Below are 22204 nucleotides of genomic sequence, written 5' to 3' on the forward strand. Positions count from 1 at the left end.
CCCTATGAGGAATAGTATTGTCCACCTATGCTTTTTCGTTGTAATGACGTTTGCGTCCTGCGCCCAAAACGAATCCAACACCGCAGAAGCCCCTGCCAGCACCAGTTTCACAGCAGCGCTGGTGGTCCCAGGGCTCGATATCCCCTGGGGGATGGCATTCCTGCCGGACGGCAGCCTGCTGATCACGGAGAAATCAGGTTCCCTGATCCGTTTCAATGACGGGGAACGCACCGAAATACAAGGGCTCCCTCCTATTTACGTCCGGGGTCAGGGAGGCCTGCTCGACATCGAACTCCATCCCAATTACGACCAGAACGGCTGGATTTACCTGAGCTATGCCTCCGAGGAGGGGGAAGAAAAAGGGGGCCATACCGCCATAGCGCGGGCGCGCCTGAGCGGGAACCAACTCACCGACCTGCAGGTACTCTACAAGGCCGCGCCCAACACCACCGCAGGGCAGCACTTCGGGTCCCGCCTCGAATTCGATGAAGCGGGTTACCTCTATTTCACCATTGGGGAACGGGGGGAACGGGACGTGAACCCACAGGACCCGGGCCGCGACGGCGGTAAGGTCTATCGAATACACGACGACGGCAGGATCCCGGCCGACAATCCCTTTGTAAATACCGCAGGGGCGCGCCCGGCCATTTACACCTATGGCAACCGGAACCCACAGGGCATGGCAAAGCACCCGGAAACCGGGGAAATCTGGATCCATGAACACGGACCCAGGGGGGGCGATGAAATCAATATCGTGAAAAAAGGCGCCAACTACGGGTGGCCTGTGGTTACCTATGGCATCAACTACAGCGGCACGTCCATAACCGACGAAACGGAACGGGAAGGGATGGAACAACCCATCCACTATTGGGTCCCCTCCATAGCCCCGAGTGGGATGTGCTTTGTAACCTCTGAAAACTATCCGGGCTGGAAAGGAAGCCTGCTGGTGGGTTCCCTTTCTTTCCAGTACCTGGAACGCCTTCAGATGGAAGGCACGAGGGTGGTGAAGCGGGAACGCCTGATGGACGGCATCGGGCGGGTGCGCAACGTGCGCCAGGGGCCGGACGGCCTGATCTATGTGGCTGTGGAAGGCAAGGGGATTTACCGGTTGAACCCGGAGTAGCAAGCCACCACCAAGCCATTTTTTAACGCTTACTGCTGCAGGGCCTCCAGGGCTTTCTGCACTGACCCATAGCGGCGAAGGGCTGCCCCGGCCTCCGCATAGGACAGGCCCAGGTGTTCCATGAGGTAGCGGGTGCCGCGGTCGATGAGTTTGTCGTTGCTCAACTGCATATGGACCATCTTGTTGCCCTGTACCCGGCCGATACGAATCATCAGGGCAGTGGAAATCATATTGAGCACCAGCTTCTGTGCCGTACCGCTTTTCATTCGGGTGCTTCCGGTCACAAATTCCGGGCCCACCGGAACTTCTATAGGAATTTCAGCCGCAACAGCCAGCGGAGACCCCGGGTTGTTCGTAAGCCCGGCCGTCAGGATGCCCGCCTCCCTGGCCTTTCGGATCCCCCCCAGTACATACGGGGTGGTTCCCGAGGCTGCAATCCCCACCAGGGTATCCAGCGGCCCAATCCCGTGTCCCTGCAGGGTTACCCAGGCCTGCGCCGGATCGTCTTCGGCGTGTTCGACAGCCTTGCGGATGGCCTGGTCTCCCCCGGCAATCAGGCCAATCACCCGGTCATGGGGCATCCCATACGTTGGGGGGATCTCAGAGGCATCCAGGATGCCCAGGCGGCCACTGGTACCGGCCCCGATATAAAACAACCGCCCCCCGCTCAAAAACCGGGGCTCCATGGATTCAACCAGGCGGGTGATCGCCGGGATGGCGGCCCCAACGGCAGCAGCCACTTTCCGGTCTTCCTGGTTTATGGCCTGCAGGATGGAGGAAACCCCCATTTGTTCCAGGTGGTCGTACAGGGAGGGATGTTCCGTAATTTTTTCGAAATCAGGCATAGGATCAGAGGATATGGAGTTGATGTTCCCGGAAGGAATTCAGCCGGTTATGCCCGGGGGGCAATTCGGTGACCATCGTATTGATGGCGTTGATGTCGCAGGTCCTGTAGCGGTGCTGGGAGTTCAGTTTTTCCGAAATACAGAGCAGCACCACCTTTCGGGACGCTTCCACAATGGCTTTTTTGACCTGTACCACCTCCCAGTCGAATTCCGTCAGGCCGTGCAGGGCATCTACATAGCCCGTGCCGATAAACCCAAAATCGACCCGGATGCCGGAAAGGGAACGGATGGCCTGGGAACCCGAGGTGATCTGGGCCTCCCGGGAAACCTCCCCGCCCAGCAGGATCACTTTTACCCTCGGCTTGTTCAGCAGCTGCAGGGCCACGGGCAGACTGACCGTGAAGCAGGTCAGCTCCAGGCGTTCGGGCAAAAGCCGGGCAAATTCCAGACAGGTGGTGCCCCCATCGATGAAAATCACCCCCCCATCGCGGAGCAGGCCCTGGGCTTTACGCGCAATCTCAATCTTCTCTTCGAGGGCATAGGTATTGGTATTGGCTGCGGCAGGGGAAACAAAACCCAGGGAGATGGCCCCGCCGTGGACCTTCCGCAGTTTCTGCTGGCTATCGAGTTCCTTGACATCCCGCCGCACCGTATCGATGGAGACTACCAGTTGTTCCGCAAGGTCGGTCAGCAAAACCCGGTTGTGGAGGGCTACCTCGTTCAGGATCATCCGCTGTCGTTCCTCCTTGAGCATATTCTCGGCTTTCCGCAAAGATAGGAAAAACTGGTTTGTGCCGTTTATTGTCGTTTTATTTCTTTTAAATCTTTTTATACGGCATTTTATTGCAACTTTAACAGCATAAAACAGCATAAATTTATATTATTCCCTATTTTTGCCTGCAAGAACCCTTAAATCGCTGAGCCCATGCCCGAGATTGCCTTTGCCCTATCGACCCAACCCATCCCCATCGAAGAAGAAGCCCTCAAGTTCGAGAAGATCCCCACGCGTATTTATGAGGATTCCGACGCGGCTTCCCTCTACGTGGCCAACGAGATTGCCCAATTGATCCGGCAGCGGCAAAAGCAGGGGAAAAAAGCGGTTATCGGCCTGGCTACGGGTTCCACCCCGACCAAAATGTATGAATACCTGGTGCGCTTCCACCGCGAAGAAGACCTCAGCTTTAAAAACGTGGTCACTTTTAACCTGGATGAGTACTACCCCATGCAACCCGACTCGATCCACAGTTACGTCCGGTTCATGAATGAACACCTTTTCGACCATATCGACATCCCGAAAAAGAATATCCACATCCCTGACGGGACCCTAGAAAAAGAAGATGTCCGGGATTTCTGCAAGGCCTATGAGGCCAGGATCCGGGAGGTCGGGGGCCTGGACATACAGATCCTGGGTATTGGCCGCACCGGGCACATCGGTTTCAACGAGCCAGGGTCTTCCCTGGGCAGTACCACCCGCATGGTACGCCTCGACCGGGTCACGCGCCTCGATGCGGCGAGTGATTTCTTCGGCCTTGAAAACGTCCCCACCAAAGCCATCACCATGGGGGTGGGGACCATCCTCTCGGCCCGCAGGGTCATTATGATGGCCTGGGGCGAAGGCAAGTCGAGCATCATTAAGCAGGCCGTGGAAGGCAAAATCCGGGAGTCGGTACCGGCCACCTTCCTGCAACAACACCCGAACTGCCAGGTAATCGCCGACCGGGCAGCCGCTTCCTCCCTTACCCGGGTGGCCACCCCCTGGCTGGTGAGCGAATGCCACTGGGACGATGCGCTGATCAAAAAAGCGGCTATCTGGCTTTCCCAGAAGCTCGACACGGCCATCCTGAAGCTAACCAACGAACACTACAACGAATACGGCATGGGCAACCTGGTAGCCGAGATCGGGTCGGCAGAGCACCTTAACCTCAAGGTCTTCAACGACCTGCAGCGGACCATAACGGGCTGGCCCGGGGGCAAACCCAATGCCGACGACAGCAGCCGCCCGGAACGGCGGGAACCCTATCCGAAACGGGTTTTGATCTTCAGCCCGCACCCCGATGACGACGTGATTTCCATGGGCGGCACCCTGCTGCGCTTGGTCGACCAGGGCCACCAGGTGCACGTCGCCTATCAGACCTCCGGCAATATCGCCGTCTTTGACGATGAGGTAATCCGCTTCCTGGACTTCGCCACTGAGGTGCAGAAAGAAAACAAACTATTGCAGGCGCAATTCCAGGAGGTACGGGAATTCCTGAGCCGAAAGAAGCCCGGGGATGTAGACAGCCCGGAGATCCAGGATTTCAAGGCCCTGATCCGCAAAGGGGAGGCCCTGGCGGCCTGCCGGTATTGCGGGGTCCCGGAGTCAAATGCCCATTTCATGAACCTGCCCTTCTACCAAACGGGGACGGTAAAGAAAAAACCGTATTCCGAAGCCGACCTGGAACGCACCTGCGATTTGCTCAGGGAGCTTCGCCCCCACCAGATTTTTGCAGCCGGGGACCTCTCGGATCCCCATGGAACCCACCGGGTGTGCCTGCAGATCATCTTCCAGTCGCTCGAACGGCTTAAGGCCGAAGGGGCCGACTGGCTTAAGGACTGCTATGTGTGGCTTTATCGGGGCGCCTGGCAGGAATGGGATATCGCCGACATGGAGATGGCCGTACCCATCGGCCCAAAAGACCTCGAGCGCAAGCGCAACGCCATCTTCAAGCACCAGTCGCAAAAGGACAGCGCCATGTTCCCCGGCCACGACGACCGGGAATTCTGGCAGCGGGCCGAGCAGCGCAACAAGGAGACGGCAGAACGGTACAACGCCCTGGGCATGGCCGAATACGAAGCCATTGAAGGCTTTGTCCGGTACCATTTCCTCCCGGGTATCCCCGCATAGGGATCCCCCGGGGTAACAATGGCATGGGAGGCATAAATCGCCCCCATTTTCATACATTTAGGGCAAAATGCCGTCAATGACCCCGAAAGACCGCAATGCCTGGTGGTGGGTACCCAGCCTGTATTTCACCCAGGGCCTGCCCTATGTGGTGGTGGTCTCCGTATCGGTCATCATGTATAAAAACCTGGGGGTATCCAATGCCGACATTGGCCTGTATACCAGCTGGCTTTACCTGCCCTGGGTCCTGAAACCCCTCTGGAGCCCCTGGGTGGACCTCAAGTGGACCAAACGGCGATGGTTCCTCTGGATGCAACTCCTCATTGCCCTTTCCCTGCTCGGGGTCGGGCTCACCCTACCCACCAAAGGCTTTTTTACGACTACCCTGGCCTGTTTCTGGATGGCTGCCTTTGCCTCTTCCACCAACGACATCGCCTCGGACGGGTACTATATGATTGCCCTTAGCGAGCGGAAGCAATCTTTTTTCGTGGGGCTCAGGAGCACGTTCTACCGCCTGTCGATGATCACCGGACAGGGCCTGATTGTCATCCTGGCGGGCATGCTGGAACAGCGGTACGGCGACCCGGCCAGGGCCTGGTCCCTTACCATGGTCTTCACCGCCCTGCTGATGGTGCTGCTTACGGCCGGCAATTTCTTTGCGACTCCTTCCTATGAGGCCGCTGAACGGGACCCCGGACAGGGCTTTTTTGACATTTTCAGGCGCTTTTTTCAAAAGCCGGGCATTGGCTGGGCGCTGGCTTTCATCCTCTCCTACCGCCTGGGGGAATCGCAGTTGGTGAAAATGGCAGCCCCGTTCCTGCTCGATGCCCGTTCAGAAGGCGGCCTGGCCTATTCTACGGAAATGGTGGGGACTATTTACGGTACCCTGGGGGTTATTTTCCTTTCAGCCGGGGGGATCCTTGGGGGCATCCTGATCTCCCGGGACGGCCTGGGCCGATGGATGTGGCCCATGATCCTTGCCCTGAACCTGCCCAATGCCCTCTACGCCCTGTTGGCCTGGTCCCAGGCCAGCAGCCTTTGGGCCGTAACCGCGACGGTGATGGTGGAGCAATTCGGGTATGGCTTTGGGTTCGCCGCCTTCCTGGTTTACCTCATTTACCTGGCCGACGGGCCCTATAAAACCGCGCATTATGCCCTGGCCACGGGGTTTATGGCCCTGGGGATGATGCTGCCGGGTATGGCCAGCGGGTTTATCCAGCAATGGCTGGGATACCCGGGGTTTTTCCTCTGGGTACTGGTGGCCGCCCTCCCGGTGTTGTTTTTCCTGAAGCAGATAAAGTACCCGGCCGACTTTGGCCGCAAAGAACGCCCCGGAAATGCCTGAATTGCCAACCTATACCACGGCATCATCGACCCTGCCCCGGGCCACCCGGGTTGGCCAGCTTTTTATGCCTGCGGCATACATCCACGATTCGGAAGAAGAAATCGAGTCCCTGGAATCCCTGGTGAGGAACCGGCAGGTGGGCGGCCTATGCTTTTTCCACAGCAGGGCCAGCGTGGCCACCAATTTCGGGAAGCCTCGAGGCACGGTGTCGCAGGCTGACAGCCTCAGCCGGCTGAAGGACCTCATCACCCGCTACCAGGAAGCAGCGGAGATCCCACTATTGATCGCTGTTGACGCAGAATGGGGCCTGGGAATGCGGGTAGAGGATGCCCCTTCCTATCCGTATGCCCTGTCGCTGGGGGCCCTGCCCGGGCCATTCCCGGAACTGCTCTACCAACTGGGCCTTCGGATGGCACAGGACTGCCGCGAAGCGGGGGTCCACTGGAACCTGGCGCCGGTAGTGGATATCAATACCAACCCGGCCAACCCGGTAATCGGGTACCGGGCCTTTGGCTGCGATGCCCGTGCGGTCATCACCCGGGCCCTGCCCCTGCTCGAGGGCTTCCGGGACGGGGGGGTGCTGAGCTGCCTGAAACATTTCCCGGGCCACGGCGATACAGCCGTGGATTCCCACCTCGACCTCCCCGTGCTGGAGAAAGGGATTGCATCCCTCTGGCAGGAAGAGCTCCTGCCCTTCCGGGAAGCGATCCGGGCAGGGGCCCCGGCGGTGATGACCGGGCACCTTTCCCTGCCTCACCTTGATCCGTCAGGGCTTCCCGCCAGCCTTTCCGCGCCCATCATCGGGCTTTTGCGAAATGACCTGGGCTTTGACGGGGTCATCATTACCGACGCGATGAACATGAAGGCCCTGGGCCGGGTGGAACAGAATCCGGTGAACCTTAACCTGATGGCTTTCGAGGCGGGAAACGACCTGCTTTGTTTCGCCAGCCAGGTCCCGGAAAGCATTGAGCGGATCCTGGAACGAGCGGACCCGGAGCAGATAGAAGCCTCTTTCAAAAGGATATGGGCGCTGAAGGAACGCCTCTTCCTGGAGGCGAGGCCGCCCGAAACCCCTTCATGGACCCCACGGTCGCTCAACCTGGAATTTGGCCTGAATTGCCTTTGCGAAATAGGCCTCAACCCCGGGGTCCTTAAACGTTTCCGAACAGAAGGGTTTTCCCTGCTCTATGTGGGCGAGCGCCCCACCCCCTTCATCGAGGGCCTGAAACGCGCCATGGACTTTGAGCAGCAGCCCTGGGGGGCCGGGAACGAGCCGGAGGGGGATCCTGCGCTCCCGGCCGGTTCCAATATCCTGCTCACCATACAACCCCCGAGCATGAAACCCTCTGGAAATTTCGGGCTTTCCCCCAACCTTGGGGCGGCCATCGACGCCCTTGCCCAAAAGAAAAACGTATTTTTATACCTGTTCGGGAACCCCTATCTGTTGCGCGATTTGCCCCTGGACCGACTGCGCGGGGCCATTTGCACCCATCAGCCGCTGAAGGAATTCATGGAAATCGCGGCATCGCATTTCCTGGGCCAGACCAGTGTTCAGGGCAGGCTCCCGATTTCGTTAGAACCTCGCTGAAATGAAAAAAATGCATTTGCTGGGGCTGATGTCCGGGACCTCCCTGGACGGCCTCGACATGGCCCTGTGCACCTTCGAAAACCAGGGAGGTCAATGGACCTATGAGGTGCTGCAGACCGGTTTCAGGGAATACAGTGACCAAACCCGAAAACAACTGCAGGAGGCCATTCGCTACCCTGTGTCAGAATTGCTGTCCCTCCACCGGGAGTACGGGGCCTGGCTAGGGAAGGAGTCTGCGGAGTTCTTACGCGGGGCCCCGGTGAAACCGGATGCCATAGCCACCCACGGGCACACCATACACCACCGGCCCGACCTGGGTTTTACCTTCCAGCTGGGGTGCCCGCAGCAGGTTGCCCTGGGCAGCGGCCTGACGGCCATAGGGGATTTCCGGTCCCTGGACGTGGCGTTGGGCGGGCAGGGGGCCCCCCTGGTGCCTGTTGGGGACCGGTTGTTGTTCGACCAGTATCGCTTTTGCCTGAACCTCGGGGGCATCGCCAACGTCTCTTTTGAAGCGGCAGGCGAACGGCGGGCCTTTGATATTGGAATCGCCAATATGTTGCTCAACCACCTTTGTGCACCCCTGGGACTGGATTTTGACCGGAACGGCGCCCTGGCCCGAAGTGGAAAACCCAACCTGCCCCTGCTGCGCGCCCTGGACAGTTTGCCCTACTACCGGAAACCCTACCCCAAATCCACCGGGTATGAATGGTTCCGGGAGGCTATCCTACCGTTGCTCGACCGCTACCCTGACACGCCGGAAAACCAGCTCCATACGGCTGTCCACCACATCGCCCGAAAAATCGGGGAGCAACTCAAAGGCCTGGGGGGTGGATCCCGGGGCGGGGTACTGGTTACCGGCGGGGGGGCCTTCAACACCTACCTCCTTGAAGTCTTGCAGGGGCAACTGGGGGAAGGCCTGGCCCTTGTGGTTCCCGAAACCACCCTGGTTGCCTTCAAAGAAGCCCTGGTTTTTGCTTTCCTGGGGGCGCTGCGGCTGGCTGGCCAGAACAACGTCCTGGCTTCGGTCACGGGGGCCCGAAGGGATTCCTGTTCGGGGGTGGTCTACCTGCCCTGACCCGCCGGAAGTAGCACCCTGGAAAGGTTGCCGACGGCGGGGCTTGCCAAATCTTTGAAATTGAAAGGTTTTTTCAGGGGCTGGAACGAACTTTGGTTTTGGGGGCGGGGGGCCCCCTCCCTATTTTGAATGCACGTCACGGACCCGTGGAAAAGGACTATCCCTGGTCCGCTCAAATTGTCTTCTGACCAGATCTAAAGGCCATAGCGGCCTATGGCCGTGCTCTTGCCGAAACCAGGAGCGGAAATTCCCTATAGTGGAATGTTCCCGTGTTTCCTCCGGGGACTGACCACCTCCTTGTGTTCCAGGGAGGCAAACCCTTTGATCAGCTTTCGCCGGGTCTCCCTGGGGAGGATCACCTCATCGATAAAGCCGCGGCGGGCCGCCCGGTAGGGGTTGGCAAATTTTTCGGCGTACTCGGCCTCTTTTTTGGCGAGTTCCTGCTGCGGATCCTCTGCCTCGCTGATTTCCTTGCGGAAGATGATCTCGCTGGCGCCTTTGGACCCCATTACGGCGATTTCCGCCCCGGGCCAGGCAAAATTCAGGTCGGCCCCGATATGTTTGGAGTTCATCACATCATAGGCGCCGCCGTAAGCTTTCCGGGTAATGACGGTAATACGGGGTACCGTGGCCTCGCTCAGGGCGTACAGGAGTTTGGCCCCATGCATGATGATCCCCGACCATTCCTGGTCCGTCCCGGGCAAGAATCCCGGGACATCGACCAACACCAAAAGGGGGATGTTGAAACAATCGCAAAAACGCGTAAAGCGGGCCGCCTTCCTGGAGCTGTTGCTGTCGAGGACCCCGGCCAGAAACAGCGGCTGGTTAGCCACGATGCCAATGCTCTTCCCCCCGAGGCGGGCAAAGCCCGTGATGATGTTTTCGGCATAATCCGCGTGGATCTCAAAAAAGGATTCCCGGTCTATTATCCCCTCGATGACCTGGAGCATGTCGTAAGGCTTGTTCGGGTTGTCGGGGACGATTTCACCGAGTTCCTCCCGCCACTCTTCGCCCGGAATAAAGGGGAGCTCCGGGGCTTTCTCCCGGTTGTTCTGCGGCAGGTACGAAAGCAGGCGCCTGAGGTCTTCCAGGCAGGCCACGTCATTCGGGGCGGTGCGGTGCGCCACCCCGGATTTGGAGGCATGGGTACCCGCCCCGCCCAGTTCCTCGGAGGTAACTTCCTCGTTGGTGACCGTGCGGACCACGTTGGGTCCGGTCACGAACATATAACTGGTCTGCTCCACCATCAGGATAAAGTCGGTCATGGCCGGGGAATATACGGCCCCGCCTGCGCAAGGTCCCATGATGGCGGACAGCTGGGGGACCACCCCGGAAGCCTGTACATTGCGGAAAAAAATATCGGCATACCCCCCCAGGGAGCGCACGCCTTCCTGGATCCGTGCCCCGCCCGAATCATTGAGCCCGAGGATCGGGGCCCCTGCCTTTACGGCCAGGTCCATTACCTTGCAAATCTTTTCGGCGTGGGTTTCCGAAAGGGAGCCGCCGAAAACGGTAAAATCCTGGGCATAGACATACACCAACCGTCCGGCTATAGTGCCGTAGCCCGTTACCACCCCGTCTCCGTAAAACTGTTGCGACTCCATCCCAAAATCGGTGGTACGGTGGGTGACCAGTGCCCCGAGTTCCTCGAAGGAGCCTTCGTCGAGCAGGTAGCGGATACGTTCCCTGGCCGTTAGCTTCTTTTGGGCATGCTGGCGCGCTATCCGCTGGGGACCGCCCCCTTCCAGGGCGAGGGCCAGACGCTTTTGCAATTCTTCTACTTTCTTGTCCATGGGTTCCGGATAGGGATTTGTACTCGGTTAAGGTCTTCCAGGTAGCGCTTCAGGACCACGGCTGCAGCTATCCGCGCTTCCTCGCGATGGGCCGATTCCAGCAGGTCGGGCGAATAGTAATCCTGCACGAAATGGGTGTTGAAGTTACCGCTCCTGAAGGCCGGGTGCCCGCACACAAAGGCCCCGAAGGGCAACGTGGTCTGCACCCCCTCCACCCGGTACATGGCAATGGCTTCCAGCATGCGCTGGATAGCGGCCTGCCGATCGGGCCCATAAGTAATCAGCTTGGCCAGCATGGGATCGTAATAGATCGGAACCTGCATCCCCTCCTCGAACCCGTTGTCGACACGGATCCCGGGGCCTTCGGGCAATCGGTAGGTTGAAAGGGTCCCCACTGAGGGAAGGAAGTCATTGAGCGGGTCTTCCGCATAGACCCTGAGTTCCACGGCATGGCCCGTAATCCGAAGGTCTTCCTGCCTCAGGGGCAGGGCCTCCCCCCGGGCCACCCGAATCTGCAAGGCCACCAGGTCGTGTCCGGTGATCAGTTCGGTAACCGGGTGTTCGACCTGCAACCGGGTGTTCATCTCCAGGAAGTAAAAATTGTGTTCGCCGTCGAGCAGGAATTCCACCGTGCCGGCCCCGACATACCCGCAAGCCCGCGCCACGTTGACCGCAGCCTGCCCCATTCGCTCGCGGAGCTCCGGGGTGAGGACCGAAGAAGGGGCCTCCTCCACCACTTTCTGGTGGCGCCGCTGGATGCTGCACTCGCGCTCGAAGAAATGCAGGATGTTCCCATGGCTGTCGGCCATTACCTGGATCTCGATATGGCGGGGGGACCGGATGTATTTTTCGATAAAGACCGACCCGTCTCCAAAGGCCGATTGCGCCTCGCTCATCGCCCGCTGGATCTGGGATTTCAGTTCCTTTTCTGAATCTACGATGCGCATCCCCTTTCCCCCTCCCCCGGCAGCGGCCTTGATCAGGATGGGAAAGCCGATGGCGGCAGCGACTTCCTGGGCTTCGGCCAGGTCGGAAATCGCATGGTCGGTTCCCGGGACCATGGGGATGTCGTAGGCCCGGACGGCTTCCTTGGCAGCGAGTTTGTCGCCCATGGTGCGGATAGCTTCCGGCCCGGGGCCGATAAAAACAAGGCCGTTTTGGGTCACCAACCGGGCAAACCCGGCGTTCTCGCTCAAAAAGCCATACCCCGGGTGAATGGCATCTGCCCCCAGGGACAGGGCAACCTCCACGATATGCTCCCCGCGCAGGTACGATTTGGCCGAAGGGGCTTCCCCTATGCATACCGCCTCATCGGCGGCGCGCACGTGGGGTGCATCCCGGTCTGCCTCCGAATATACCGCCACGGTACCTATGCCCATGCTGCGGGCGGTCCTCATGACCCGAATGGCAATCTCCCCCCGGTTGGCTACCAGTATTTTCTTCATTTCCAAAACTTTTGAGCTATTCGAATTCCACCAACAGGTGCTTTTTTTCCACGGCGGCCCCGGGCTGCACGGCCACCTTTTTGATGATCCCGTCCCTGGGGGAAAGGATGACATTCTCCATCTTCATGGCTTCCAAAACCAGCAAGGGGTCCCCTTCCTTAACCTCCTGCCCGGGTGAAACCTGTATGTCCAGGATCAGGCCCGGCATGGGGGCTTCAATCCGCGATATGTTGCGGGTGGTATGCAGTTCAAAGCCCATATGTGTGATCAACTGGTCCAGGTCGTCGGAAATCCGGGCCGAATACCGGTTGCCATTGACCTCCACCTCATAGGTTTTCCGGCTGAAATCTGCAGCGGTGATGCGCACTTCGAAGGGTTGGTGCCGATACAGGACGTGATAGGCATCCTTCCCAAGGCGGACCGCATCGAGGTGGGCGGCTTCTTCAGCCTGCATTTCAAAGGTCCATTGCCCATTGACTTCGATCTGGTAAGGGGTTTCCATAAGCTGGCGTGATTGAAAGGTGTATAAAAGTAAGGGATGGGGCCGATTTCACCCCGCTCGCCGGCGGGTTTTTTATCCACAATCCCCGGGGCATACCCCCAAAGTCCTGAAATGGGTACTCGATTCGGCGATGGGAAGCCCGGGGGAGTGAATCTAAATTCCTATTTTTGGTTTAAATTCCATCGCACATGTTAACCATAGGAATTGCAGGGGGGACCGGTTGTGGAAAAACGACCGTGGTGAACCAAATCATCGAAGAACTTCCCGATAACGAAGTGGGCATTATTTCCCAGGATTCCTATTACCGCGACCTGTCGCACCTCAGCTATGAGGAGCGGACCCGGATCAACTTTGACCATCCCCGCGCCATTGATTTTGAGCTGCTCGAAGAGCACCTGCGCGACCTGAAGGCGGGCAAGCCCATCCACCAACCCGTCTATTCCTTTGTAGACCACAACCGAACGCGCCAAAGCGTCCTGACCCACCCGAGGAAAGTGATGATCGTGGAAGGGATCCTGATCATGACCCAGCCCGAAATCCGCGACCTGTTCGACATCAAGATCTTCGTCCATGCAGATTCCGATGAAAGGCTCATTCGCAGGCTCAAACGCGATATCGCGGAGCGGGGGCGCGGGCTTTCCGAAGTCCTCGACCGGTACCAGAATACCCTGAAGCCGATGCACGACCAGTTTATAGAACCCACCAAGGAATTTGCCGACCTTATCATCCCCAATAACAAATACAATACCGTGGCCATAGAAATCGTGCGCACCATCATCTCTGAAAAACTCCTGGCCTGATGAACTGGAGGGAACTGAAGTCGAAAAAATGGTTTGGGCTCCTGGGGAACCTCTATGTCCTGGTGCTTACGGTGTTCACGATATGGATGGTCTTTTTCGACACCAATTCCCTGCTGATCCACCTGGAACTGCGCAGGGAAATCACCAAACTCAAAAAGCAACAGGAGTTCCTGAAAGAGGAAATCGCCCGCGACAAGGAAGTCATTGAACGCCTTTCGGACCCGGAGGAGCTCGAAAGATTTGCAAGGGAAACCTATTTGCTCAAGCGCAAGGACGAAGAAATCTTCCTCATTGAATTCGAGGACAGCCTAAATCTCGATACGGATGAAAAAAAATGAACCCTTCGGCGGTTTCGAGCCGGTTTCCCCCCGGCAGTGGAAGCAACTCATCCAGGCCGACCTGAAAGGGGAAGACTACAATGACCTGCTCACATGGCAGTCCCCTGAAGGCATCACCGTAAAGCCATTCTATACGGCAGAAGACCTCCCCGCCGGCCTTAACGGGCCTTCCGGCCTCCACCCCGGGGGATGGGAAATCGGTTACAGCCTGGACCTCGATCAGGAAGGGGCTGCAGGGCGTGCACAACAGGCCCTTGAAGGTGGGGCCGAAAGGCTCCTGGTACGCCCGGGCGGTGCCGGTCCCGGGGCACTCCAAAACCTTTATGGCCTGCAGGCCCCGCTCTATTTCGACCTGGACCAGATGGGGGCGCAGTGGCTGGATGGGGCGAAGGCCCTGAAAGGAAGTAATGTACAGTGGCTTTCCGACCCCATCGGGAGCCTGGCGGCAAGGGGAAATTGGACCGTGGGGGAGGAAGCAGACCTGGCTTTTCCCTCCAGGCTGTGGGAGGCCGCCGGGACCGGGGTGCATATGGCCATCCATGCGGACCTGTATCAGAACGCCGGGGCCGACCGGGTGCAGGAGCTGGCGTACAGCCTTTCACAGGGGCACGAATACCTCTTGCAGGCCGAAACCGATGCCCGGTTGAAACCCCTTCTGGAAACACCGGTTTTTGTAGTTGCCGTTGGAAATGAATACTTTTTTGAAATTGCCAAGCTCAGGGCGCTCAGGGCCCTTTGGAAGCTGCTGGCGACGGCATACGGGTATTCCGGGGATTGCCTGGTGATCGCCCGTCCGACGCTGAGGAATAAAACGCTGTACGATTACAATACGAACATGCTGCGCACCGCCTCGGAATGCATGGCCGCCGTGATCGGCGGGGCTGACCTGATCTGCAACCTGCCCTATGACACCGTCTACCACTGGCCGAATTCTTTTGGTGACCGCATCTCGAGGAACCAGTTGCTCCTGCTAAGGCATGAGAGTTATTTCTCCGGGGTTTCCAATGCCGCCGACGGGGCCTATTACATAGAATCCCTGACCGACCAGCTCGGAAGCAAAGCCATGGGACTCTTCAGGACCCTTGAAAAAGGCGGGGGACTGCTGAACCAGCTTAAGGCACACAAAATCCAGAAAAAGATCCGGGAAAGCGCCCGGGCCGAACAACAGGCCTTTGATGAGGGCAGGCTGGTTTTGGTGGGTTCGAACAAATACCCGAACCCCGACGACCGGATGAAGGGGGAACTGGAGGTTTCCCACGTTCGAAGGGCACGGCGGGAAAAGACCCTGATGGAACCGATCCTGCCTGCGCGCCTGTCCTTTACGTATGAACAAAAAAGATTATCCAATGAGTAGAGCCAGGGCACAGGAACTTCAATGGAAACCCGTCGGCACCGGGGGAAAGCCCCCGAAAAGCCCCCAAAAAGACGGGCTCAGGACGGCTGAAGGCATTGCGCTGAAACCGGCCTACAGCGCTGAGGACACCCATGGCCTGCCCCACCTGGGCTATGCGGCCGGCATCCCGCCTTTCCTGAGGGGGCCCTACAGCACCATGTACGTGCTCAGGCCCTGGACGATCCGGCAATATGCCGGGTTTTCCACTGCAGAGGAAAGCAATGCGTTTTACAAGCGCAACCTGGCCGCCGGCCAGAAAGGGCTATCTGTGGCCTTTGACCTGCCGACACACCGGGGGTATGACAGCGACCACGAACGCGTAAGGGGCGATGTGGGGAAAGCCGGGGTCGCCATCGACACGGTAGAGGACATGAAACAACTCTTTGACGGCATCCCCCTCGACCAAATGTCGGTCTCCATGACCATGAATGGGGCCGTGATCCCCATCATGGCGTTCTATATCGTCACCGCCGAGGAACAGGGGGTTCCCCCGAACAAACTGTCGGGCACCATACAAAACGACATCCTCAAGGAGTTCATGGTCCGGAATACCTACATCTACCCCCCTGCCCCTTCCATGCAGCTGGTGGCCGATATTTTCGAATATTGCAGTGCGCACATGCCGCGGTTCAACAGCATCAGCATCTCGGGCTACCACATGCACGAAGCCGGGGCCCCCGCCCATATGGAACTGGCCTATACCCTGGCCGACGGGCTGGAATACCTCCGCACCGGTTTAAAAGCCGGGCTCCCCATCGATACGTTTGCCCCCCGCCTCTCCTTTTTCTGGGGTATTGGCATGAACCATTTCATGGAAATTGCCAAGCTGCGGGCCGGCCGGATGCTCTGGGCCCGGATGGTAAAGCAGTTTTCCCCGGCAGACCCTAAATCGATGGCCCTGAGGACCCACTGCCAGACCAGCGGGTGGTCCCTGACGGAGCAGGACCCCTTCAACAATGTCGCCCGGACCCTGGTGGAGGCGGCGGCGGCCGTTTTCGGGGGCACCCAGAGCCTGCATACCAATGCCCTTGACGAGGCCATTGCCCTGCCCACGGATTTCTCTGCCCGTATTGCCCGCAACACCCAGCTCATCCTGCAGGAGGAAACCGGGATAACCCGTACGGTGGACCCCTGGGCGGGAAGTTACTACGTGGAAACGCTCACGGGGGAACTTTGCCGGAAGGCCTGGGAGCTGATCGAGGAAACCGAAACCCTGGGTGGGATGACCAAAGCCATTGAGGCGGGAATCCCGAAGTTGCGCATTGAAGAAGCTGCGGCGCGGAAACAGGCCCGTATAGACGGGGACCAGGATATCATCGTGGGCCTGAATCGGTATAAAAGCACGGAGGAAGACCACCTCAGCATCCTGGAGGTGGACAACACCCGGGTGCGGGAGCAGCAAATCGCCCGCCTGGAAAAGGTGCGCCGCGAGCGGGACGAAAAAGCGGTCAGCGATGCCCTTAGGGCCCTGGAAGCCGCTGCCCGGGCCAAAACAGGAGGCGGGGGAGGGGAAAATTTGTTAGCTTTGGCGGTAGCGGCTGCCCGCCAACGGGCGAGCCTTGGCGAAATCAGCCTGGCCATGGAGCACGCCTTTGGCAGGCACCAGGCCAGCGTACAATCCATTACCGGGGTGTATTCCAAAGAAATCAAAAAAGATGCTTCCTTCCAGAAGGCCCTGGCCCTCTCGGATGCCTTTGCCCGGAAGGAAGGCCGCAGGCCCCGGATCCTGATCACCAAAATGGGGCAGGACGGGCACGACCGGGGGGCCAAGGTAGTGGCCACAGCCTATGCCGACCTGGGCTTCGACGTAGACATCGGCCCCCTGTTTCAGACCCCTGGGGAAGCGGCCCGGCAGGCTGTGGAAAACGACGTCCACATCCTGGGCGTATCTTCCCTGGCCGCCGGGCATAAAACCCTGGTGCCTGAACTGATCAGCGCCCTGAAATCGCTTGGACGGGAAGATATCCTGGTCGTGGTGGGCGGGGTCATCCCCAGGCAGGATTACGACTTCCTCTACGATGCAGGGGTGGTGGGGATTTTCGGTCCGGGATCGCGAATCCCGGATGCCGCCATACAAATCCTTGAGCTCCTGTTGGAATAAGCCGACAATGACTCGCAGGGGCAGGGGCCACTGAAGCCCTTAACCGTTGCAGCCACGAACCCCCGGCATTTGGAAAACTTTAACCCCGGGAGGGGCGGTTATTCACGCCCTGTTAACAAAATACGTTTTCTGCCACGCCAAATAATCGTATTTTTAACCCCTAACTTTACGCTACCTATGGGCAAAATCATTGCTATTGCCAATCAGAAAGGAGGGGTCGGCAAAACTACCACTACGGTAAACCTCGCGGCCTCCCTCGGGGTCCTGGAGAAAAAGGTGTTGCTGATCGACGCAGACCCCCAGGCTAACGCCACCTCCGGACTGGGCATCGATGTGGACGGGATTTCCCTGGGTACCTACCAGTTGCTGGAACATACCCGTACAGCCGAAGAAACCATCATCGGCACGAATTCCCCAAATGTGGACCTCATCCCGGCCCACATTGACCTGGTGGCCATCGAAATCGAACTGGTCGACAAGGACGACCGGGAATACATGCTTAAAAAGGCCATCCTGGGCCTGAAGGAACGGTACGATTACATCCTGATCGATTGCGCGCCTTCCCTGGGGCTATTGACCCTGAATGCCCTTACCGCCGCTGATTCGGTTATTATCCCCATCCAGTGCGAGTATTTCGCCCTGGAGGGGCTCGGAAAACTGCTCAACACCATCAAGAGCGTACAGCGCATCCACAACCCGGACCTCGACATAGAGGGGATGCTCCTGACCATGTACGATGCCCGGCTCAGGCTTTCCAACCAGGTGGTGGATGAAGTCAGGAAGCACTTCGCCGACATGGTCTTCGAAACGATTATCCAGCGCAATGTGCGCCTGGGCGAGGCCCCTAGTTATGGGGAAAGCATTATCAAATACGACGCAAGCAGCAAAGGGGCGGCCAATTACCTGAACATGGCCCATGAACTGCTGCAGAAAAACAGGCAGGCGGTATAATGGCAAAAGCAACCCGAAAACAGGCCCTGGGCCGCGGGCTTTCCGCCCTGCTGAAGGATCCTGAAAACGATATCCAGTCCGTTTCGGATAAAAATGCCGAAAAGGTTGTGGGGAGCATTGTGGAACTCGAGCTGGAGAGCATAGAGGTCAACCCCTTCCAGCCCCGTTCAAACTTTGACGACCAGTCCCTGGAGGAACTGGCCTCTTCGATCCGCGAGTTGGGCCTCATACAGCCCATTACCGTCAGGAAGCTCGGCTTCAACCGCTTCCAGCTGGTCTCGGGGGAACGGCGGTACCGGGCCTCCAAAAAAATAGGCCTCGAGCGGATCCCCGCCTATATCCGCATCGCCAACGACCAGGAATCCCTGGAAATGGCCCTGGTGGAAAACATCCAGCGACAGGACCTCGACCCTGTGGAAATAGCCCTTTCCTACCAGCGGCTGATCGAGGAAATCGGGCTGACCCAGGAAAAGCTCAGCGAGCGGGTCGGCAAGAAAAGGTCTACCATCACCAATTACCTCAGGCTGCTGCGCCTGGACCCCATCATCCAGACCGGGATGCGGGACGGCTTTATCAGCATGGGCCACGGACGCTGCCTGGTAAATGTGGAATCGCGGCAGGACCAGATCGCGATTTACGAAAAAGTGGTGGGGAAAAACCTCTCGGTGCGCGATACGGAGGACCTGGTCCGCTCCTATCACGAAAAGGAATCCGACGATGGGGGTCAACCCCGCAAAAAATCGGGGACGTCCCCGGCATTTGCCCGGGAAGGCAGCAGGGAGCTCAGGGACTATCTGGAGGCTGAAGTAAAGGTAGTTGCCTCCGGGGCCGGGGCGGGAAAAATAAACATTTCCTTTAGCGACCGGAAAGAATTCGAGCGTTTGAAAAAACTGATCACCGGTGCGTAGACTTCTGATGATCCTGGGGCTTTTCGGCGCGGGCCTGTTCTGCGGGGCCCAGGAAAAGCAGCCGGCCCCTTCGGAAACAGACTCGGTGAAACAGGCCGTTGAAAGGCAGGGGGTGGCATTCGACCGGGTGGAAAAGAGGCCCATCAACCCACTGGCACCCAGCAAAGCGGCATTCTACTCTGCCGTACTGCCGGGCCTGGGGCAGATCTACAACAAGAGTTACTGGAAAGTGCCCATTGTCTGGGGCGCCATTGGCACGGGCACCTACGTGTACCTCTACAACGACGACCTTTACGACCGGTTCAGGACCGCCTTCAAGCGGCGCAGGGCGGGGTTTACGGATGATGAGTTCTACGACCTGAACCCCAACGATGATTTCACCCCCACCAGCCCGGACCTTTCCAACGAAGCCCTGCAAAGCGCCCAGGAACGCTACCAGCGCGACCGCGACCTGGCCCTGCTGATCACCATTGCCCTGTATGCCCTGAACATCATCGACGCCAATGTGGACGCCCACCTGAAACAATACAACGTAAACGAGGACCTGAGCCTGAAGGTACAACCCTACCTGGAAACCCTTCCGGTGACCATGGGTCCCAATTATGGCCTTTCCATGGCCATTCGATTCTGACCTGGTATGAAAATCGGACTCTTCGGATACGGAACAATGGGCAGGATGATCGACAGCCTGGCCCGGGACAGGGGCCATGAAGTTGTGGCCCGGGTAGATGGCCCGTCAGACAAAGTGCCCTTTGACCGCATGGAGGTGGCCCTGGATTTCAGCCAGCCCGAAGCCGCCCCTGAAAATATCATCCGCTGCCTCCGCAACGGGGTCCCGGTAGTTTCGGGGACTACGGGCTGGTTGGAACGGTTTGGGGAGGTTACCGCCCTGTGCGAATCCCTTGGGGGGGCATTTCTCTACGCCTCCAATTTCAGCCTGGGGATGAACCTCTTTTTCGAGCTGAACGCCACCCTGGCGCGCCTTATGACAGCAGCGCCGGGCTATCGGGCGAGCATGACCGAAATACACCATACCCGGAAGCTCGATGCCCCAAGCGGAACCGCCATCAGCCTGGCCGAGGGCATCATCGCCCAGGGGGGGTACCACGCCTGGCAGTCAGATCAGGGAGGGGAAGGGGTTATTCCCATCCGCTCAGAGCGCATCGGGGATACCCCGGGCACGCATCGCGTGGCCTATGACTCCCCGGTAGACCGGATCGAGATCCAGCATACGGCCCATACCCGCGAGGGTTTTGCCCTTGGGGCCCTGCTGGCCGCCGAGTGGCTGGTTGGGAAAAATGGGGTTTTTGGTATGAGGGATGTGCTCAACCTCCCCGGGGACCGGGAACCAGACCGATAAAGGGAACAGCATGCCAAACCAACAAGAAAACAAAAGGTTCAGATGAATACTACACAGTGGATTCTATTTATACTCCTGGTACAGGTGGTCCATTTCCTGGGGACCTGGAAATTATACGTAAAGGCCGGACGCAAGGCCTGGGAAGCGGCAATCCCCATCTATAATGCCGTGGTACTGATGCGCATCATCCGCCGCCCGGCATGGTGGGTGGTCCTGTTGTTTATTCCCATCATCAACCTGATGATGTTTCCCGTGGTATGGGTGGAAACCCTGCGCAGCTTTGGGAGAAACAAACTTTCGGATACCTGGTTGGTGCTGCTGACCCTGGGTTTTTATCTCTATTATGTAAACTATGCCCTTGAGGTGGAATACCTGCAGGACCGGGACCTCCACCCCCGGTCTGCCTCGGGGGAATGGGTAAGCTCCCTGGTCTTTGCCGTGGTCGCGGCGACGCTGGTACATACCTACTTCATCCAGCCCTACGTGATCCCGACGGGCTCCCTGGAGCGGACCCTGAGGATCGGCGACCTGCTGTTCGTCAGCAAGTTCCACTACGGGGCGCGGGTGCCCATGACCACTATTGCCGCCCCCATGGTGCACGATACCCTGCCGGTACTCGGCGTCCGCTCTTACCTGAAAAAACCCCAGCTGCCGTACATGCGGCTTCCAGGGTTCCAGAAAGTCTCCCGGACCGACCTGGTGGTGTTCAGTTGGCCGGCAGATACCGTACGCCAGTTTTTTAAGGCGGAAGCAGGGGTGGTAAAGCCCATAGACAAGAAATCCAACTACGTGAAGCGCTGTGTGGGGGTCCCGGGCGACTCCCTGGAGGTGCGCAACGGGCATGTCTACATCAACGGGGAACGCCTCCGGCTCCCGGGTCGGGCCAAACCCATGTACGATTATGCCGTTTACAGCCAGAAAGGGGTGTCCTCGCGCCTCCTGGAGCAGGCCGGTTCCGACGATTTCACCCGCACCTATGTGACTGCCCCCCTTACCCGGACCCAGTTTGAAATGCTCCGGGGGTCGTACCTGCGGGGGGTGAATACCCGTCCCGACGGACAGATCGAACTGCTTACCGATGCCAGGGGCTTTCCCATGGAAACCATCCGGAAAGCAGGTATCGCCTCCATCAAAGAAGTGACCCCCAGGGAACGCATCGCCACCCTGACCGACGAGATGGTGGCCACCCTGGAAAAAAACCCTGCCATAGATTCCGTGATCCGCCTTCTGGAACCCGTTGGGGAGGCGGGTTACAATATTTTTCCCCAGGACCCGCGCTACCCCTGGAACTACGACCAGCTGGGCCCGGTCTATATCCCGGGGAAGGGCGACCAGGTGGCCCTAACCCCGGAAACCCTTCCCCTTTACCAGAAAATCATCAGGGAGTATGAAGGCAACGCGGTACGGGTGGAAGGGAGTCAGGTCCTGATCAACGGGGCCCCCGCGGATACATATACCTTCAAAAAGGATTATTACTGGATGATGGGGGACAACCGCGACCACTCCGAAGACAGCCGCGCCTGGGGATATGTCCCGGATGACCATATCGTAGGGAAGCCAGTCTTTATCTGGATGAGCTTCGATAATTTCAACGATGGGATTGCCAACTGGCGCCCCCGCTGGGACCGCATCTTCACCACTGTGGGGGGCGACGGCGAGCCGCGTTCATATTTCCGGTATTTCCTGCTGGCCCTGGTGGCGTATTTCGTCTTTGATTTCCTGAGAAAGCGCAGGCAGTCCAAAAAGCAGGGGTAAC

19 protein-coding genes are annotated in these 22204 nt (G+C 58.6%); 14 read left to right on the forward strand and 5 right to left on the reverse strand.

All coding sequences use genetic code 11. The features are described from left to right. Positions 1 to 4 precede the first annotated feature (4 nt). Positions 5 to 1123, forward strand: a complete 1119-nt coding sequence (locus tag NG653_RS11205) for a PQQ-dependent sugar dehydrogenase (RefSeq protein WP_252741799.1) — start codon at positions 5 to 7, stop codon at positions 1121 to 1123. A 29-nt stretch (positions 1124 to 1152) separates the two neighbouring features. On the opposite strand, the gene NG653_RS11210 is transcribed toward NG653_RS11205, so the two are convergent. Continuing rightward, a complete protein-coding gene (locus tag NG653_RS11210) occupies positions 1153 to 1968 on the reverse strand; it encodes an N-acetylmuramic acid 6-phosphate etherase (protein WP_252741800.1) in 816 nt (271 codons plus the stop codon). 4 nt (positions 1969 to 1972) lie between these two features. Further along, a complete protein-coding gene (locus NG653_RS11215) occupies positions 1973 to 2722 on the reverse strand; it encodes a DeoR/GlpR family DNA-binding transcription regulator (protein ID WP_252741801.1) in 750 nt (249 codons plus the stop codon). Positions 2723 to 2893: 171 nt separating this feature from the next. Between NG653_RS11215 and nagB the strand changes: the two genes are divergently transcribed. From nagB to NG653_RS11235, 4 genes are all read left to right on the forward strand, one after another. After that, a complete protein-coding gene (gene nagB, locus NG653_RS11220; RefSeq protein ID WP_252741802.1) occupies positions 2894 to 4852 on the forward strand; it encodes a glucosamine-6-phosphate deaminase in 1959 nt (652 codons plus the stop codon). A 76-nt stretch (positions 4853 to 4928) separates the two neighbouring features. Then, a complete protein-coding gene (locus tag NG653_RS11225) occupies positions 4929 to 6194 on the forward strand; it encodes an MFS transporter (protein ID WP_252741803.1) in 1266 nt (421 codons plus the stop codon). Further along, complete coding sequence (locus tag NG653_RS11230; RefSeq protein ID WP_252741804.1) at positions 6187 to 7782, forward strand: glycoside hydrolase family 3 protein; 1596 nt, start codon at positions 6187 to 6189, stop codon at positions 7780 to 7782. Before NG653_RS11225 ends, NG653_RS11230 begins: the two co-directional genes overlap by 8 nt. A gap of 1 nt (position 7783) precedes the next feature. Continuing rightward, entirely contained in the window at positions 7784 to 8857 is a 1074-nt protein-coding gene (locus NG653_RS11235) for an anhydro-N-acetylmuramic acid kinase (protein WP_252741805.1), read from the forward strand. 251 nt (positions 8858 to 9108) lie between these two features. On the opposite strand, the gene NG653_RS11240 is transcribed toward NG653_RS11235, so the two are convergent. Genes NG653_RS11240 through NG653_RS11250 form a run of 3 tightly spaced genes read right to left on the reverse strand, consistent with a single transcriptional unit; the run spans position 9109 to position 12597 of the window. Continuing rightward, complete coding sequence (locus NG653_RS11240; RefSeq protein ID WP_252741806.1) at positions 9109 to 10650, reverse strand: acyl-CoA carboxylase subunit beta; 1542 nt, start codon at positions 10648 to 10650, stop codon at positions 9109 to 9111. Further along, positions 10635 to 12095 carry an acetyl-CoA carboxylase biotin carboxylase subunit gene (accC, locus tag NG653_RS11245; protein WP_252741807.1) on the reverse strand — a complete coding sequence of 487 codons (1461 nt, stop codon included), beginning with the start codon at positions 12093 to 12095 and terminating at the stop codon, positions 10635 to 10637. Before accC ends, NG653_RS11240 begins: the two co-directional genes overlap by 16 nt. A 16-nt stretch (positions 12096 to 12111) precedes the next feature. Then, on the reverse strand, positions 12112 to 12597 hold the full coding sequence (locus NG653_RS11250; RefSeq protein ID WP_252741808.1) for an acyl-CoA carboxylase biotin carboxyl carrier protein subunit: 486 nt from the start codon (positions 12595 to 12597) through the stop codon (positions 12112 to 12114). Positions 12598 to 12785: 188 nt separating this feature from the next. On the opposite strand from NG653_RS11250, the gene udk reads away from it, so the two are divergent. The 9 genes from udk (at position 12786) to lepB (ending at position 22203) form a co-directional block, all read left to right on the forward strand. Further along, positions 12786 to 13397: a uridine kinase gene (gene udk, locus NG653_RS11255; RefSeq protein WP_252741809.1), complete on the forward strand. Its 612-nt coding sequence runs from the start codon at positions 12786 to 12788 to the stop codon at positions 13395 to 13397. Beyond that, positions 13397 to 13735 (forward strand): FtsB family cell division protein, encoded by a 339-nt coding sequence (locus NG653_RS11260; RefSeq protein ID WP_252741810.1) that lies wholly within the window; start codon positions 13397 to 13399, stop codon positions 13733 to 13735. Before udk ends, NG653_RS11260 begins: the two co-directional genes overlap by 1 nt. Then, complete coding sequence (locus tag NG653_RS11265) at positions 13722 to 15089, forward strand: methylmalonyl-CoA mutase subunit beta (protein ID WP_252741811.1); 1368 nt, start codon at positions 13722 to 13724, stop codon at positions 15087 to 15089. The genes NG653_RS11260 and NG653_RS11265 overlap by 14 nt, the downstream gene beginning before the upstream one ends. Beyond that, the gene (scpA, locus tag NG653_RS11270) at positions 15082 to 17229 is read left to right on the forward strand and encodes a methylmalonyl-CoA mutase (protein WP_252741812.1); all 2148 of its coding nucleotides are present in this window, start codon (positions 15082 to 15084) and stop codon (positions 17227 to 17229) included. Before NG653_RS11265 ends, scpA begins: the two co-directional genes overlap by 8 nt. Positions 17230 to 17406: 177 nt before the next feature. Next, positions 17407 to 18180 carry a ParA family protein gene (locus tag NG653_RS11275; protein WP_252741813.1) on the forward strand — a complete coding sequence of 258 codons (774 nt, stop codon included), beginning with the start codon at positions 17407 to 17409 and terminating at the stop codon, positions 18178 to 18180. After that, on the forward strand, positions 18180 to 19088 hold the full coding sequence (locus NG653_RS11280; protein WP_252741814.1) for a ParB/RepB/Spo0J family partition protein: 909 nt from the start codon (positions 18180 to 18182) through the stop codon (positions 19086 to 19088). The genes NG653_RS11275 and NG653_RS11280 overlap by 1 nt, the downstream gene beginning before the upstream one ends. After that, entirely contained in the window at positions 19081 to 19719 is a 639-nt protein-coding gene (locus NG653_RS11285) for a DUF5683 domain-containing protein (RefSeq protein WP_252741815.1), read from the forward strand. Before NG653_RS11280 ends, NG653_RS11285 begins: the two co-directional genes overlap by 8 nt. A 6-nt stretch (positions 19720 to 19725) precedes the next feature. Continuing rightward, on the forward strand, positions 19726 to 20448 hold the full coding sequence (gene dapB / locus NG653_RS11290) for a 4-hydroxy-tetrahydrodipicolinate reductase (protein WP_252741816.1): 723 nt from the start codon (positions 19726 to 19728) through the stop codon (positions 20446 to 20448). A gap of 42 nt (positions 20449 to 20490) precedes the next feature. Then, a complete protein-coding gene (lepB, locus tag NG653_RS11295) occupies positions 20491 to 22203 on the forward strand; it encodes a signal peptidase I (protein ID WP_252741817.1) in 1713 nt (570 codons plus the stop codon). The last annotated feature ends 1 nt before the right edge of the window (position 22204 follow it).

Origin of the sequence: Robiginitalea marina (assembly GCF_024006985.1) — a bacterium.
GTDB lineage: Bacteria > Bacteroidota > Bacteroidia > Flavobacteriales > Flavobacteriaceae > Robiginitalea > Robiginitalea marina.